Raw genomic sequence first — 13,284 nt, 5'->3', positions numbered from 1 at the left:
AGACGGTTTGTCCAGACAGCCCGGTCATTCCTGTACCGGCTGTCTTTTTTTTCGCAATCCACGAAAGAAGTCCTTGAGCATCTGCCCGCATTCCTCTGCAAGAACCCCCTCTATGACTGGCACTTGATGATTGAAGCGCGGTTCCTCCAATAGGTTCATTAATGTCCCGGCACAGCCCGCCTTCGGATCGCGAGCGCCATACACGACCAGTTCGATACGGCTTTGAACGATTGCACCCGCACACATTGGACACGGCTCCAACGTCACGTACAGCGTACACCCGATCAAGCGCCATCCACCCAAGCGTTCACTTGCCTCCCGTATCGCGATCAATTCCGCGTGCAAGGTAGGGTCTTTTTGTGTTTCCCGCAAGTTGTAGCCGCGACCTACAATTTCCCCGTCGCGCACGATGACCGCACCGATCGGAACCTCACCAATTGCAGCGGCTTTCCGGGCCTCTTCCATGGCTTGTTTCATATAATAATCATGTTCATTTACTTGTATCACGTTTCCCTAAAGCTCCTTCAAAAACAGTCTTTCGTCCCGAACAAACGGACCCTTTTTCCCAAAAAGTTGATTCAAGAAGTTTTTGTCCCTACCCGTTCACATACTATCTGCGAGATTACATACATTAATGATGTAAGGGAGAAGTATGAAAATCATTGTTAGCCTCTTTCTGGAGGGATGTGAGTGGGCTTAACCTCTGCAAATACGTTATTTGATCGCTTTCACAGTCCGACTAGAGGTCTACTGGCAAAAGAAGAAGTGTTTTCCCACATCGAACATACCATCTCATCAATAGGTGGTCCATTTGAAATTATTGTGGGGGCCGACTCTCAATTAAAAAGCCGCGGAACTTTTTTTGCTCTTGTGATCACAGTGATCCGTCCCGGCCATGGGGGCACCTTCTTTTATCACAAATTTCAGGAACGCCGGTATTCATCCTTGCAACAGCGTATATTTCAGGAAGCGATGTACGCAGTCGGACTTGCCACAGAAGTACGCCAATATTTGCGGGACCACCACTTAGATACTCCCATCCGCCTGCATTTTGATATCGGTACGAATGGCCCTACCCGTAAGTTTATCCAGTCTTTGTTGAGCTTAGCAGAAACCAATCACTTTCGTGCCGAGATCAAACCGAACTCCTTCTGTGCATCTACGATTGCCGATAAGTACACCAAGTAACAAAACAGGCGGATTGCTAATGAGGCGTCCGCTTGGCTTTGTTTTGCCCTTATCCTGTTGGTTCAAACAATTCGGGACAGGCTTCTGCATCTCCTGCACACCGTGTTTTTTCCCGCTAACAGGGTGATTGACAATGTACGAGACGTGAGCTATTATAAGCTTTAATTGAAGCGTTTTCACAAGGCGTGTTACTGGTAATGCAGGCATGAGCCGAGAAGATCTTTTTCTTGTTAAAAAGGTTTTTTCGGCTCTTTTTTCTGATTAACGTCATGATTCATCGGCGTTTTTCATTAAATTGGATGTGACCGCTTGCGGTAAGCAAATACGGTCATGGACCGTTTTTGTCTATCAAAAGGTGGTGGAATGGATTGTCCCGTGAAAAGGAAAAAACGTACGCAATTACGCGTGTGTTGAACCATAACGTCGTACTCGTGGAAGAACCCGGCTCCGGACAAGAAATTGTCCTGTTCGGAAAAGGAATCGGATTTGGCGCAAAACCCGGGAATACCGTCCCCGCCCAAGACTCGCGTGTGGAAAAGCGCTTCAGGCTCGAAAATGAAAATCATCAGAAGCAGTATCAAAACATTCTGAGCCAAGTAGATCCTGCTGTCGTAGGAATTGCGGAAGAAATTATCGCTCTCATTGCGAGTGAGATTACGCCAGAATTGAACGAACACGTCCACGTTGCCTTGCCTGACCATATCCAGTTTGCGATCTATCGGCTCAATAACGGCATGGAGATCGTGAATCCGTTCTTGTTCGAAATCCAGACGCTGTACACGAAGGAGTACGCGCTGGCGAACCGGGCAGCGGATATGATCAAGAACGCATTCGACCTGGACATTCCAGATAGTGAAATCGGATTTCTGGCCTTGCACATTCACTCCGCGATCAGCTACGTTCCAGTAAAAAAGGCTGTCCAATTCACCAACATCATCACGGATTTGGTAAGCCTGATTGAAGAGCGAACAGGTATTACGATTGAACGCAGTACCATTGATTACGTTCGCCTCATTACGCATTTGCGCTTTGCCGTTGAGCGCATCCGTCAACAAAAATTCATCAAGAACCCGCTTCTGGACCGAGTCAAGACCACCATGCCAGAAGCCTATCAATTGGCAACAGAGCTGGCTGAATACATCTCCACCCGTCTCGAGATCGCTGTACCAGAAGACGAGGTTGGTTACATGGCTCTGCACCTTTATCGCTTATTACAACAAAATTAAATCATAATCCTGCGTGTTACTAGCTCGACTAGGCATGAGCGGTGAGATCATACGGACATAGTAAGTATGTCGTCGTATGAATTCAACCGTCTCATGCCTTTTTTGGTTCAGACGCAAAAGGAGGATACTATGCTACGCAGTCTTTTTTCCCGGAAAAAACAACAACAAGAGGTAACCTTTCTTGCACCATTAACAGGTACCGTACTACCCCTGTCCGAAGTTCCTGACCCTGTATTCGCAGGTAAAGTCGTCGGTGATGGTGTAGCGATTTTGCCAAGTGCAGACACTCTCGTCTCCCCTGTCGATGGAAAGGTAACGCATCTTTTCCCTACTCACCATGCTATCGGGCTTTCGACTGAAAGTGGTCTTGAGATATTGATGCATATTGGAATTGATACCGTGAAATTAAACGGGAAAGGCTTTACCCCATTTGTTTCGGTTGGAGACCAAGTGAAAGCTGGCGACAAGCTCATCCAATTCGACAAGAGTGTACTGGAAGATGCGGGTTGTCCGATCGTAACACCGATCGTTATTACGAACGGTGATCGGGTTGCTGAAAAAAATGTGGTGGCAAAAGCAACTGTGCAAGCAGGCCAAGAGCCACTTATGACTGTCGTCTTAAAATAAAGCGAAGCGCATGGTTGAAGGAGGTACAACATGGTTCAATTTGAAGTAACCGTCAATGTAGAGGGTGGGCTCCACGCGAGACCAGCAGCTCTACTCGTGAATTGTTCGTCACAATCTCAGTCAAAGATTACGCTGAGCAAAGGGACAAAACACGCAGATGGCAAAAGCATTCTCGGCATCATGACGTTGGGTGTCTCCCAAGGCGACACACTGACCGTTCAGATCGACGGCGCGGATGAACAAAACGTAGCCACTGCGATCCAGCAGCTATTGGAGCAATCCTCGTCAAACATATAGTGTAAACGACGGACAGGAAGGTGAAGGATGTATGTTAAAAGGAATCCCGGTTTCCGCTGGCATTTCAATTGCCCCTGTTTTACGCCTCACACACGAAACAGCCATCACGCAGGCAGAGTCCACCACTTCAGTGGATACGACGCAGGAGCTAGGACTATTTAGCAAGAGCGTAGAGCAAGCACGCGAACAACTGGAAAAGCTAAAAGAACAGACAGAGGAACAATTAGGCTCGGAAAAAGCGGCCATCCTCTCTGCTCATATCGCCTTTTTGGATGACCCGGCATTTGTCGGGGAGATGAGTGCGCTCATCGAAAACCAACAACTGGTGGCATCTGCCGCCGTCTCGCAAGTAGCCGATCAGTTCATCGCTCTCTTTGAGAGTATGGACGATGCCTACATGAAAGAGCGCGCGGATGATATTCGTGATGTGAGCCGCCGTCTGATTCAAAATATTTCGGGCGGTGACACCGTCATCTCCTACCCGGAAGAGCCTTTTATCCTGGTTGCATGGGACGTCACCCCATCCGAGACGCTTCAGCTTCCACTCCAGCATGTACGAGGAATTGTCACGGCAAAAGGCGGCGCTACCTCTCATGCAGCCATATTGGCACGCTCTCTCGGTATTCCCGCTATCATGGGCGTTGGAGATACCTTAATGGAAAAAGTAGACTCCGGAAGTTTGCTGATCATCGACGGAACCTCTGGACAGCTGATTGTTTCGCCTGATGCGGATACACTGGCTGCCTATCAGGAAAAGGCTGCGCAGGAAGAAAAGGAACGCCAATTGTACGAAGCCATTAAGGAACTGCCTGCCGAAACAACCGATGGCCACCGCGTTCACCTGATGGCAAACATGGCCGTGCCAGAAGAATCAGATGCACTGATCGCGTCTGGTGTAGAAGGAATCGGTTTGTTCCGCTCCGAGTTTTTGTTCATGGATCGCAGCACCCTTCCCGATGAGAACGAACAATTTGCTGCATACAAGCATGTAGCCGCTGCTTTTGGCGACAAGCCGGTCATCATTCGCACCTTGGATGTTGGCGGCGACAAGCATTTGCCGGCACTCGCGCTTCCACAGGAGGAAAACCCATTCCTTGGCTTCCGCGCCATGCGCATCTCGTTAGCCAGACCGGAATTGTTCCTGGTGCAATTACGCGCTCTCTTGCGTGCCAGTGCATTTGGTCGCCTACTGATCATGTTCCCGATGATTTCCCATCTGGATCAGCTGCGTGAAGCCAAACGATTGCTGGAGCAAGCGAAAGCAGAGCTGCGGGCAGAAGGGATCGCTTTTGACGAGAAGATCGCAGTAGGCATGATGATGGAGATTCCAGGGGCTTGCCTGCAAGCAGATGCGTTTGCGAAAGAGGTAGACTTTTTCAGCATCGGCACGAATGATCTCGTTCAATATACGCTGGCTGTAGACCGGATGAATGCCAATATTGCCGAGCTGTACAGCTACTACCATCCAGCCGTTTTACGATTGATTTCCCAAGTCATCGAAGCTTCCCATCGGGCGGGGATTTGGACCGGGCTGTGTGGGGAAATGGCGGGAGATCCGTTGGCTACCAAGCTCTTGCTCGGTTTGGGGCTCGATGAGTTCAGCGGTGCCGCTTCGGTCATGCCAAAAGTCAAAGAACGTATCCGCTCCACCAGCGTAGAGGAAGCGAAGCAATTGGCTGAGCACGTTCTTACACTCTCTACTGTAGACGAGGTTGTTCAATATCTAAAAGACAAAGCCTTATAAAAGGTTTTGTCGCCCGAGCGATGTAAGCGCTTTCAATAAATCGATCAGAATGGTCTCTCTCCGGCTTATTCCTTGTGCCCTCATCATTTTGCCATTCATCCGGAGAGCGGCTTCCCTGATAAATTCATTCCATTCCAAGGAGGTTTTATCCTATGCTCGCTTTTCTGCAAAAGATTGGGAGAGCCCTCATGCTCCCGGTCGCAACGTTGCCAGCCGCAGCGATTTTGCAAAGCTTTGGTCTTCTCAAATTCGAGAAGGACCTCAATCTCGGCGCCTTTGGTGCATTCATGGACTCGTACATCGCTCCGCTTTTGGCTGCTGGCGGTGCAGCCATTTTTGACAACCTGGCATTAATCTTTGCTGTCGGTGTTGCCATTGGCTTGGCTGGAGATGCTGTTGCTGCTTTGGCCGCTGTCATTGCCTACGTCGTATTGACGAAAGTACTTGCAGCTGTTCCTGCTGCCATGCCTTTCATCGCGGACGATTTAAAACTGAACATGGGTGTCATCGGCGGTATTATGGCGGGTGGTATTGCAGCGTTTTTCTACAACCGCTACCATTCGATCAAGCTGCCAGAATGGCTAGGCTTCTTCGGTGGAAAGCGTTTCGTACCGATTATCACTTCTCTTTCCATGGTTGTCATCGGTTTGATTTTCGGGATCATTTGGGGGCCCATCCAGATTGCCCTCGACTCATTGGGCTCTTGGATCGTAGGTCTCGGCGCAACAGGTTCTTTCTTGTTCGGATTCTTCAACCGGTTGCTCGTTCCATTTGGTCTGCACCACGTACTCAATGCGATTGCCTGGTTCCAAATCGGTGACTTTACCGATGCGACAGGAAAAGTGGTACACGGCGACTTGCATCGTTTCTTTGCGGGAGACCCATCAGCAGGAATGTTTATGACTGGTTTCTATCCGATCATGATGTTCGCACTTCCTGGAGCGGCTTTCGCTATTATTCACTCTGCGCGTCCTGAAAAACGCAAAGTAGTTGCTTCTATGTTTATCGGTGCAGCTCTCGCTTCGTTCCTGACCGGGATTACCGAGGTAGTTGAATTTGCGTTCATGTTCGCTGCTCCGCTCCTGTATTTTGTCCACGCGATATTGACGGGTGTGTCCGGGTATATCGTAACCTCTCTGGGCATCAAGCACGGTTTTGGATTCTCAGCGGGCCTGATCGACTACGGTATCAACTTCCACCTCTCTACGAATGCTTGGATGATCATCCCGATTGGTCTGGCATTCGCCGCGGTCTACTACGTCCTGTTCCGTTTCTTGATCGTGAAGCTGAACCTCAAGACGCCAGGTCGTGAAGATGACGAAGATACAACAGCTACAGCTACGGGAAGGAACAATTCGATGCAGGAAAAAGCGATCCATGTGCTCACTCACATTGGCGGAAAAGAAAACATCGTTAGCGTAGACGCTTGCATCACTCGTTTGCGTCTCGTCTTGAAGGATGACAAGAAGGTCAATGACAAAGCCTTGAAGGATCTCGGTGCAGCAGGTGTTATGCGATTGGGTCAAGGAAGCGTGCAGGTCGTCTTCGGAACCCATTCGGAGCTGCTAAAAGAAGAGATCAGCAAGCTGTAAAAGATAACGAATGCCCGGTCACGGCGAAGTCCGTACCGGGCTTTTTTCTGTTTCCTGAATGGGTAACGGACGCGACCCGGTATCATTCCCATCATGTGTCGTACTATATGGGCATCGCGCGTTGTTTTCCAACTCCTTTTCAAATAGTACCAAGCGCTCGAGAAATCCCTCGCAAGCCGGCAAACTCTGTGGCGCCATCATTTCAATTTCGTAAGCGACGGTTTTTCTCCATATTTCCAGCTGCCTTCTATTTGCCTCCCAAGCGTTCAAGCCACCCCACCCCTTTTGCCAAATCAGCAAACCATCCTGATAAAAAGATCAAGCATGTTACATCGTAGTTTTTTAGCCAACACTGGCAAATGATTAGCCTTGAAGTCATATTCCCCCTTCTCGTACTTCAAGTATGTCGAAGCATTTCGAAACCCGAGTGCTTCCGCCATTTCTTGCAGGGTCAGCTTGCACTCATTACGTCGTTGCGCGATAAACGGAAGGTTGAGTCGTTCCACCAGTTATCCCCTCCTGATTTGCAAAAATGGCAAATATTTATAGTTACATCATATCCTTTCAATTTTAGCAAAGTCAATACAGATTTTGTCATATTAGCAATCTTGTTTTTTCCGTTTTGGAAAATTGTTAGAATGGAATTGCCAAAACGATAAAGGTGGTCTCACGATGTCCATAGTTGGTCAACGCATAAAATGGCTGCGCGAACAAAAACAATGGTCACAACTTCAATTAGCTGAAAAGCTAGGCATACATAATACGGTACTTTCGCGGATCGAGTCAGGCGAAAAGAAAGGCGTCGATTTTCATCTGATTTCCAAAGTCGCAGATTTATTTGAAGTATCCACCGATTTTCTCCACGGGCGCACGGAGGAACTATCTTGGCAACGTGGTTCTGTCCGGGAAACACCGGCGACCTTCTTAGATGTCGATGGCCTGACAGAGGACGATCTGGTTGAGGTCAAGCGCCATATTGAATTTTTAAAGTGGAAAGCTTTGCAAGAAAAGAACGAAGACCCTTCGTAAAGATTAACAGATAACAGAAAAACCCCTGTCTCCAGGGGTTTTCATCGTGGCAAGCGTCAGGCGTACTCTCCTGATGCTTTTTTATATAGACTGTGTTATTCTTCGCTGTCATTAGCCATTTCGTCTGCATTCAACTCGATCCAGCTCTGCGACCAAGACTCAATTCCTTTGAGCACTGGAGTCAGAGCTTTCCCCATCTCCGTTAAGGAATACTCTACGCGGACAGGAGCAGAATCAGTAAACACCTGCCGATGCACGAGTCCTTCCTTCTCCAAATCCTTCAAACGCTCAGAAAGTAGCCTTCCGCTTACTGGCAGGGCCCCTTCCAATGCACAGAATCGCTGTGGTCCCGACAACAACTGGTATAGGATTAGACCTGTCCATCGCTTCCCCAACAACTGCATACCTTTTTCGAACTTCGGACAGAGGGTAGACTCTTTCATAGGTATCACCTCATTCTCTTTCCAGTATACCGCTCTTTGTTCAATCCATCAAAACCAATGATGCGAATCAACCTTGAAAATTGCACTTGCCAACTGTTGGGATTTTATTGAATCACTTGACTTAGGAAATTATTATTGTATACTTACTAACGAAAAGTAACTTTGTTACGCATTTAAATTTTCGGAGGGATTCATACATGTCTAATCGTTTTGAATGGAGCGCACTTATTCTACGTGTAATTGCTGGTCTTACTTTTGCCATTCACGGAGTGGCTAAATTCCAAATGGGGCTGGAGAATGTCGCTGGTTTCTTCGGGACCATGGGACTCCCTGCATTCATTGCTTACCTCGTAGCCTTCTTGGAGGTAGTAGGTGGTATTGCCTTGATTCTGGGTCTGGGTACTCGCGTGTTCGCAGGTGCGTTGTCTGTTGTTATGCTTGGTGCGATCTTTAAAGCCAAGCTCGCTGCCGGCTTCCTGGGCGGTGAAGGTGGTGCTGGTTATGAATTGGATCTGGCCTTGCTTGCGATGTTGGTTTCTCTGGGTATCAGCGGCAGCTCCAAGTTCGCGCTGGACGCTATCCTGTTTGGAAAAAGCTCGGTTGAGTAATTCCATTGTTACACATATAAAAGCCAAGCCTGAAGGTCATTTAAGAGCCTTCTGACTTGGCTTTTTTTATTCTTTCTGCGGTGATTCCTCGAGCATTTTTTTATTGATGATTCTTATTTTGTCTGCTGGTGATTTCTCGTCCTTTGCACTAATAAATACGGAATTATCTCCCGCTTCAAAAAACATGACATAATCCTCATCGGCCATGCTCTTATCTTCACTGACAGGCGCTCCCAGATTTTTACGGATTGTGTCCAGATTCGTTTCATTTAGATGAAGACCGGCCAAATCAATTCCATATACGCGATCTTGCCCATCAAAATAAATGAGCGCACTCTCTAGCTTCTCAAAGACTTCATAGCGTCGGCCATCCCAATAATCTTGTTTCGTTACCTTGCCATATAGCGCAGAAACCTCATCCCGCTTCATCCCGATGTGGACATCGAAGCCACTGATTTCGTTTTTGGCAAGCAGCTGCAAAAATTGCTCATCCAGAATAATTTGACGCACGGTAGCAGTTTGCTTCTCTTGCTTTTGGTCGCCCTCGCTTTTTCCCGCCTCTTGCTGCTGCTCGGCTACAGGCTGTTGTTTCGAATCTGTTGATACGCTCGTGTTAGATGAACAGCCTCCCGCAATCAAACCTGCCACTACAGTCATACACACCCATTTTCTCATCCGACTTCACTCCTTCATTTCCTCATGAATGGTTTCATCGCAACTTCGTCACTGGTAAGACGTATCTTTTAGTAAAAGTGAGGTGTTGTATGAATGCCACTCTGGTTACTCGTCGTACTTATTTTCGGAGGTCTCTTGCTGATTGGAGCCATCATCGATTGGATTGCCAAGCGCCGGAAGCAGAGAATCCTCATAGAGCGTAACAACCGTGATTCCCATTCCTTTGATGAAGGATACGATCCGAGAAACAAAGACGAATATCTCAATTGATAGACGCTGCTTCCCATCATTTGGTTACGAAACCGCCCCTAACAAAAAAGACCCCGAAAAGGGTCCCCTTCACACCACGATGCTGATGATAATTCCTGACAAAATGCTGACGAGTGTTGCCCCATACAACAGCCTCAGTCCAAACCGGGCGACGACATTTCCTTGCCTTTCATTCAAGCCTTTTACCGCGCCAACAATTGTCCCGATGGAGCCAAAGTTCGCAAACGAAATCAAAAACACAGACACGATCGCGACCGTTCTTTCGCTCAACTGACCTTGAATCTTCGTAAAATCGAGGATGGCGACAAACTCGTTCGCCACTATTTTGGTGGCCATGATACTTCCTGCTTGTACGGCTTCGTGCCAAGGAACCCCCATAAGAAAAGCGAGCGGAGCAAAGACATACCCTAACAACGCTTGGAACGAGATACCGAATAACGCACTGAATAACCCGTTCACCATCGCAATGAGTGCAATAAATCCGAGCAACATCGCGGCAACGACCACGGCTACTTTAAATCCATCCAGAATGTACTCCCCAAGCATTTCAAAGAAAGCCTGTTTCTCTTCTTTTTCTTGATCGAGCAAGTCATCTTCCGACTTCACTTTATACGGATTAATAATGGAAGCAATAATAAAACCACCAAATAAGTTGAGTACCAACGCAGCTACCACATACTCCGGTTTGAGCATGGTCATGAAGGAACCAACGATCGACATAGACACGGTGGACATCGCAGAGGCGCACAGCGTGTACAGCCTGTTTTCGGGTATGGCACCGAGCTGTTTTTTCACGGTAATAAACACTTCAGACTGCCCGACGATCGCCGAAGCAATCGCATTATATGACTCCAATTTTCCCATGCCATTCACTTTACTCAATACGAGTCCTACATAATGAATAAATAAAGGGAGAATTCTGGTGTACTGCAGAATGCCTATCAATGCGGATACGAACACAATGGGCAGCAAAACTTGTAAGAAAAATGGCGACGCACCCGGATTCGCAATGCCACCGAAAACAAAATTAATCCCCTCGTAAGCATAATCCAGGAGTACGGAAAAACTGCTGGCAATGCCTGATATTAAAATGAGTCCAATACTGGTTCGCAACAGCAGCAAGCCAAACACGATCTGAATCAGAATCATGATGAGGATAGGACGATACCGAATGTGCTTTTTATCACTACTTGCCAGCCAAGCAAGCAAAAATACCGTAATTAAACCTATACCTGCGATGATATAATTCATGCGACCAACTCCAATAGCAAAAGATTTAGAGCCGACACCGTTCCATTGCCGATCCGCTTATCTCGCTCCATAATCTTCCCAAAAGAGCACAAAAAAACCCTCCTGAACGATGAATAATCGAACAGAAGGGGGATGAGACAACTATATATCTGCAACGGCGATGGCCTCAATCTCAATCAACAGCTCGTCCCTGATGAGCTTGCTCACTTCAACGGCAGAGCTCGCTGGCGGGGTTTCTGTATTCACGTACTGATCTCGAATCTCACGGACAATATGCATCTTGGAGATGTCGGTCACGAAAAAAGTCAATTTCACTACATGATCAAAGCTGGTTCCTGCCGCTTCTAAAGCGAATCGAATATTTTCGAAAACTTGTTTTGTTTGTACGGCTAAATCGCCTGTGCCGACCACTTGGCCCTCCCGGTTGAGAGCCACCTGACCCGATACATAAATCGTCCGTGCGTTCCGAACCTCCACCGCATGGGTGTAGCCAAACGTAGGTGGCATTGTTTCAGGGTTAATGAATTTGACTCGCTTATCATTTTGCATCTGCCATGCTCCCTCCGATTCACATTTGTTGGTAAACCATTCTATCATACCTGATCCCGTCCCCAGCTAGGCTGAGGACGGGTTTTGCTTTTTACTGTTTTTTGTTTGAGGAATTAAATTGATCAAACAGCGCACTTCCAGAGCTTTTTGGCTGTTCTTTTTTGTTTGCGGCTTCTAATTGCTGAAACAGTCCGCCGTCATACTTCTTTTTTTCTTCTACTCTTATTTCTCTCTTTTTGGGTAGGGGTTGTTGAATCGGTGTTCTTTCTGGCTTTACATTCTTTTTCTTTACCGTATGGTTGGTATTTTTCTTCATGATCTTGCTAGGGGGTTGCTTCTTCTTCTTTCTTTTTCTGGTCATATACCAATAGGATAAAGGGAAAATACCGAGCATAATCGAACCCGCTGTAATCAAATACAGCTTCCAGATCGATTGCCTTTTCTCTTCCTCCTTTTTTTCTTCCCGCATCTTTTGGACAACCTGTTCAAAATCACGAACCTTATATTTTTCTTTAACAGACGACAGGTTCTTTACAAACCCAACCGAACCGCTTCCATAATAGATAAAATTCCGCGGGGTATTGTTCACTGTCATCTGGTATATGTATCCTGTCGGGACACCTGAATCCTGGATTTTTTCTTTGATCTCGTTCAAAAGATCAGGAGAAGTCGGATCAATCATTTGGTCATATTCCAAAACTTCATAGTTCTTGCTTTCCTTTTTCCCAACTAACTGAACATTTTCTTCATTATTGAACAGAAAATACCTCGGAATCTTATTGATATTCTTCCGATAGACTTTGTTTTTCGGGAAATTATACAAGGCCATTTCGTTGCTGTGCATTTCCAGTGTTTGCTCTGACAGCAGTACCTCTTCTGCTTCTATGATGGGGAGGTTTTTCTCTAAGGCTTCATATTTAGGGAGCCATTGAATGATACCATCCGGGTCTAAAAACATGTAAATATCCTGATATTGAAAGGGTGCCACATAGATTTGATTGGTTGGCAGGCTATGAAGATAAAACTCTTTTTCAAATGGTGTTGGATCGAAATTGTATGGGATGTTAAATACTGTTGCCCCATTTATCTCACTCTCATCTACCTCTTCTAATTGTCCGTTATTATGTACGGTAAAGTATAGGGAACCATTATGAGTTGGGTCACCCCAAATGGTCGTTTGATAATATTGATTCGGTTGTAAATGGTATGGTCCAATACCGCTATCGATCTGGATTAAGAGTTCGGACCGCTTGATTCTTTCCTCTTCCGCAGCGGCTTCTTCGCTCGTCTCCTCTTCTTGGCTTGAATCTTCTTCCACGTTTTCTTCATCATCATCGTCATCGTCATGCTTTTTGATTTTAACCGGCTTGGATGATTTGAAACCGCTTGACGGTTTTGAGCTTTTTATCGTGGAGCTTGAGCTTTTACTGGAAGAGGAAGAGCCTGTTCTCGATGACCCTGATCTTCTGCCCGACGAATATGAGCTGGTACTAGACGAGCCTGAACTTTTGCCGGACGAATATGAGCTGGTACTAGACGAACCTGAGCTTCTGCCTGAACTACTGGAGCTAGATGAACTTGACCCTCTAGATGACGCAGGCTCTATAGGAAGGATTACTAGACTAATCATTACAGCGCTAAGAAAATAGGCAAGCAGTTTACGCATGAAATATGACCCCTCAATGAACCAACCAATGGTTCTCTCTATATAACAGTTAAATACTACCACCTCGCATCATGGAAATGCTACAAAATTCCTAGCCTTCCTTCTTCATCCTCTTGTGG

General features: G+C 46.8%; 16 protein-coding genes. 9 read left to right on the top strand and 7 right to left on the bottom strand.

The genetic code is table 11. The features are described 5' to 3' along the window. Positions 1 to 24: 24 nt before the first annotated feature. The gene (gene tadA / locus ACKKE8_RS00375) at positions 25 to 507 is read right to left on the bottom strand and encodes a tRNA adenosine(34) deaminase TadA (protein ID WP_409176510.1); all 483 of its coding nucleotides are present in this window, start codon (positions 505 to 507) and stop codon (positions 25 to 27) included. Positions 508 to 690: 183 nt separating this feature from the next. Here tadA and ACKKE8_RS00370 point away from each other — a divergent pair, with 183 nt between their 5' ends. From ACKKE8_RS00370 to nagE, 6 genes are all read left to right on the top strand, one after another. Beyond that, positions 691 to 1,188, top strand: coding sequence for a ribonuclease H-like YkuK family protein (locus ACKKE8_RS00370; protein WP_056496045.1), 498 nt, complete (start codon positions 691 to 693; stop codon positions 1,186 to 1,188). 368 nt (positions 1,189 to 1,556) lie between these two features. After that, complete coding sequence (gene glcT, locus ACKKE8_RS00365) at positions 1,557 to 2,414, top strand: glucose PTS transporter transcription antiterminator GlcT (protein WP_409176509.1); 858 nt, start codon at positions 1,557 to 1,559, stop codon at positions 2,412 to 2,414. A 129-nt stretch (positions 2,415 to 2,543) separates the two neighbouring features. After that, positions 2,544 to 3,041 carry a PTS glucose transporter subunit IIA gene (locus tag ACKKE8_RS00360; protein ID WP_409176508.1) on the top strand — a complete coding sequence of 166 codons (498 nt, stop codon included), beginning with the start codon at positions 2,544 to 2,546 and terminating at the stop codon, positions 3,039 to 3,041. A 30-nt stretch (positions 3,042 to 3,071) separates the two neighbouring features. Further along, complete coding sequence (locus ACKKE8_RS00355; protein ID WP_012683821.1) at positions 3,072 to 3,338, top strand: HPr family phosphocarrier protein; 267 nt, start codon at positions 3,072 to 3,074, stop codon at positions 3,336 to 3,338. A 31-nt stretch (positions 3,339 to 3,369) separates the two neighbouring features. After that, positions 3,370 to 5,082, top strand: coding sequence for a phosphoenolpyruvate--protein phosphotransferase (gene ptsP / locus ACKKE8_RS00350; RefSeq protein ID WP_409176507.1), 1,713 nt, complete (start codon positions 3,370 to 3,372; stop codon positions 5,080 to 5,082). A 152-nt stretch (positions 5,083 to 5,234) separates the two neighbouring features. Further along, on the top strand, positions 5,235 to 6,674 hold the full coding sequence (gene nagE, locus ACKKE8_RS00345; protein ID WP_409176506.1) for an N-acetylglucosamine-specific PTS transporter subunit IIBC: 1,440 nt from the start codon (positions 5,235 to 5,237) through the stop codon (positions 6,672 to 6,674). Between the two features lie 293 nt (positions 6,675 to 6,967). Here nagE and ACKKE8_RS00340 read toward each other — a convergent pair whose 3' ends face one another. Then, the gene (locus ACKKE8_RS00340) at positions 6,968 to 7,180 is read right to left on the bottom strand and encodes a helix-turn-helix domain-containing protein (RefSeq protein WP_017246886.1); all 213 of its coding nucleotides are present in this window, start codon (positions 7,178 to 7,180) and stop codon (positions 6,968 to 6,970) included. Between the two features lie 166 nt (positions 7,181 to 7,346). On the opposite strand from ACKKE8_RS00340, the gene ACKKE8_RS00335 reads away from it, so the two are divergent. Then, the gene (locus ACKKE8_RS00335; RefSeq protein ID WP_409176505.1) at positions 7,347 to 7,703 is read left to right on the top strand and encodes a helix-turn-helix domain-containing protein; all 357 of its coding nucleotides are present in this window, start codon (positions 7,347 to 7,349) and stop codon (positions 7,701 to 7,703) included. A gap of 95 nt (positions 7,704 to 7,798) precedes the next feature. Here the strand turns inward: ACKKE8_RS00335 and ACKKE8_RS00330 are convergent, their stop codons facing one another. Continuing rightward, positions 7,799 to 8,146 (bottom strand): winged helix-turn-helix transcriptional regulator, encoded by a 348-nt coding sequence (locus tag ACKKE8_RS00330; RefSeq protein WP_409176504.1) that lies wholly within the window; start codon positions 8,144 to 8,146, stop codon positions 7,799 to 7,801. A gap of 197 nt (positions 8,147 to 8,343) precedes the next feature. Here ACKKE8_RS00330 and ACKKE8_RS00325 point away from each other — a divergent pair, with 197 nt between their 5' ends. Next, a complete protein-coding gene (locus ACKKE8_RS00325) occupies positions 8,344 to 8,754 on the top strand; it encodes a DoxX family protein (RefSeq protein ID WP_173620790.1) in 411 nt (136 codons plus the stop codon). Positions 8,755 to 8,820: 66 nt separating this feature from the next. Here ACKKE8_RS00325 and ACKKE8_RS00320 read toward each other — a convergent pair whose 3' ends face one another. Continuing rightward, entirely contained in the window at positions 8,821 to 9,429 is a 609-nt protein-coding gene (locus tag ACKKE8_RS00320; RefSeq protein ID WP_409176503.1) for a hypothetical protein, read from the bottom strand. Between the two features lie 93 nt (positions 9,430 to 9,522). Between ACKKE8_RS00320 and ACKKE8_RS00315 the strand changes: the two genes are divergently transcribed. Continuing rightward, the gene (locus ACKKE8_RS00315; protein WP_170207346.1) at positions 9,523 to 9,699 is read left to right on the top strand and encodes a hypothetical protein; all 177 of its coding nucleotides are present in this window, start codon (positions 9,523 to 9,525) and stop codon (positions 9,697 to 9,699) included. Positions 9,700 to 9,768: 69 nt separating this feature from the next. On the opposite strand, the gene ACKKE8_RS00310 is transcribed toward ACKKE8_RS00315, so the two are convergent. From ACKKE8_RS00310 to ACKKE8_RS00300, 3 genes are all read right to left on the bottom strand, one after another. Further along, positions 9,769 to 10,950 (bottom strand): NupC/NupG family nucleoside CNT transporter, encoded by a 1,182-nt coding sequence (locus tag ACKKE8_RS00310; RefSeq protein ID WP_409176502.1) that lies wholly within the window; start codon positions 10,948 to 10,950, stop codon positions 9,769 to 9,771. A gap of 141 nt (positions 10,951 to 11,091) precedes the next feature. Continuing rightward, on the bottom strand, positions 11,092 to 11,499 hold the full coding sequence (locus ACKKE8_RS00305) for a RidA family protein (protein ID WP_409176501.1): 408 nt from the start codon (positions 11,497 to 11,499) through the stop codon (positions 11,092 to 11,094). Positions 11,500 to 11,590: 91 nt separating this feature from the next. Next, positions 11,591 to 13,165, bottom strand: a complete 1,575-nt coding sequence (locus ACKKE8_RS00300) for a hypothetical protein (protein ID WP_409176500.1) — start codon at positions 13,163 to 13,165, stop codon at positions 11,591 to 11,593. Between the last annotated feature and the right edge of the window lie 119 nt (positions 13,166 to 13,284).

Source organism: Brevibacillus fortis (assembly GCF_046196545.1).
Taxonomy (GTDB): Bacteria; Bacillota; Bacilli; order Brevibacillales; family Brevibacillaceae; genus Brevibacillus; species Brevibacillus fortis_A.
The sequence above is the reverse complement of the archived record's forward strand: the minus strand, read 5'-3'. Positions and strand labels throughout refer to the sequence as shown.

Bases quoted from the DNA above. Each gene is read 5' to 3' on its own strand.
- ACKKE8_RS00305 (WP_409176501.1), bottom strand. From the start codon at position 11,499: ATGCAAAATGATAAGCGAGTCAAATTCATTAACCCTGAAACAATGCCA.
- ptsP (WP_409176507.1), top strand. From the start codon at position 3,370: ATGTTAAAAGGAATCCCGGTTTCCGCTGGCATTTCAATTGCCCCTGTT.
- ACKKE8_RS00355 (WP_012683821.1), top strand. From the start codon at position 3,072: ATGGTTCAATTTGAAGTAACCGTCAATGTAGAGGGTGGGCTCCACGCG.
- ACKKE8_RS00315 (WP_170207346.1), top strand. From the start codon at position 9,523: ATGCCACTCTGGTTACTCGTCGTACTTATTTTCGGAGGTCTCTTGCTG.
- ACKKE8_RS00325 (WP_173620790.1), top strand. From the start codon at position 8,344: ATGTCTAATCGTTTTGAATGGAGCGCACTTATTCTACGTGTAATTGCT.
- ACKKE8_RS00310 (WP_409176502.1), bottom strand. From the start codon at position 10,950: ATGAATTATATCATCGCAGGTATAGGTTTAATTACGGTATTTTTGCTT.
- nagE (WP_409176506.1), top strand. From the start codon at position 5,235: ATGCTCGCTTTTCTGCAAAAGATTGGGAGAGCCCTCATGCTCCCGGTC.
- ACKKE8_RS00335 (WP_409176505.1), top strand. From the start codon at position 7,347: ATGTCCATAGTTGGTCAACGCATAAAATGGCTGCGCGAACAAAAACAA.
- ACKKE8_RS00320 (WP_409176503.1), bottom strand. From the start codon at position 9,429: ATGAGAAAATGGGTGTGTATGACTGTAGTGGCAGGTTTGATTGCGGGA.
- ACKKE8_RS00300 (WP_409176500.1), bottom strand. From the start codon at position 13,165: ATGCGTAAACTGCTTGCCTATTTTCTTAGCGCTGTAATGATTAGTCTA.
- ACKKE8_RS00330 (WP_409176504.1), bottom strand. From the start codon at position 8,146: ATGAAAGAGTCTACCCTCTGTCCGAAGTTCGAAAAAGGTATGCAGTTG.
- ACKKE8_RS00360 (WP_409176508.1), top strand. From the start codon at position 2,544: ATGCTACGCAGTCTTTTTTCCCGGAAAAAACAACAACAAGAGGTAACC.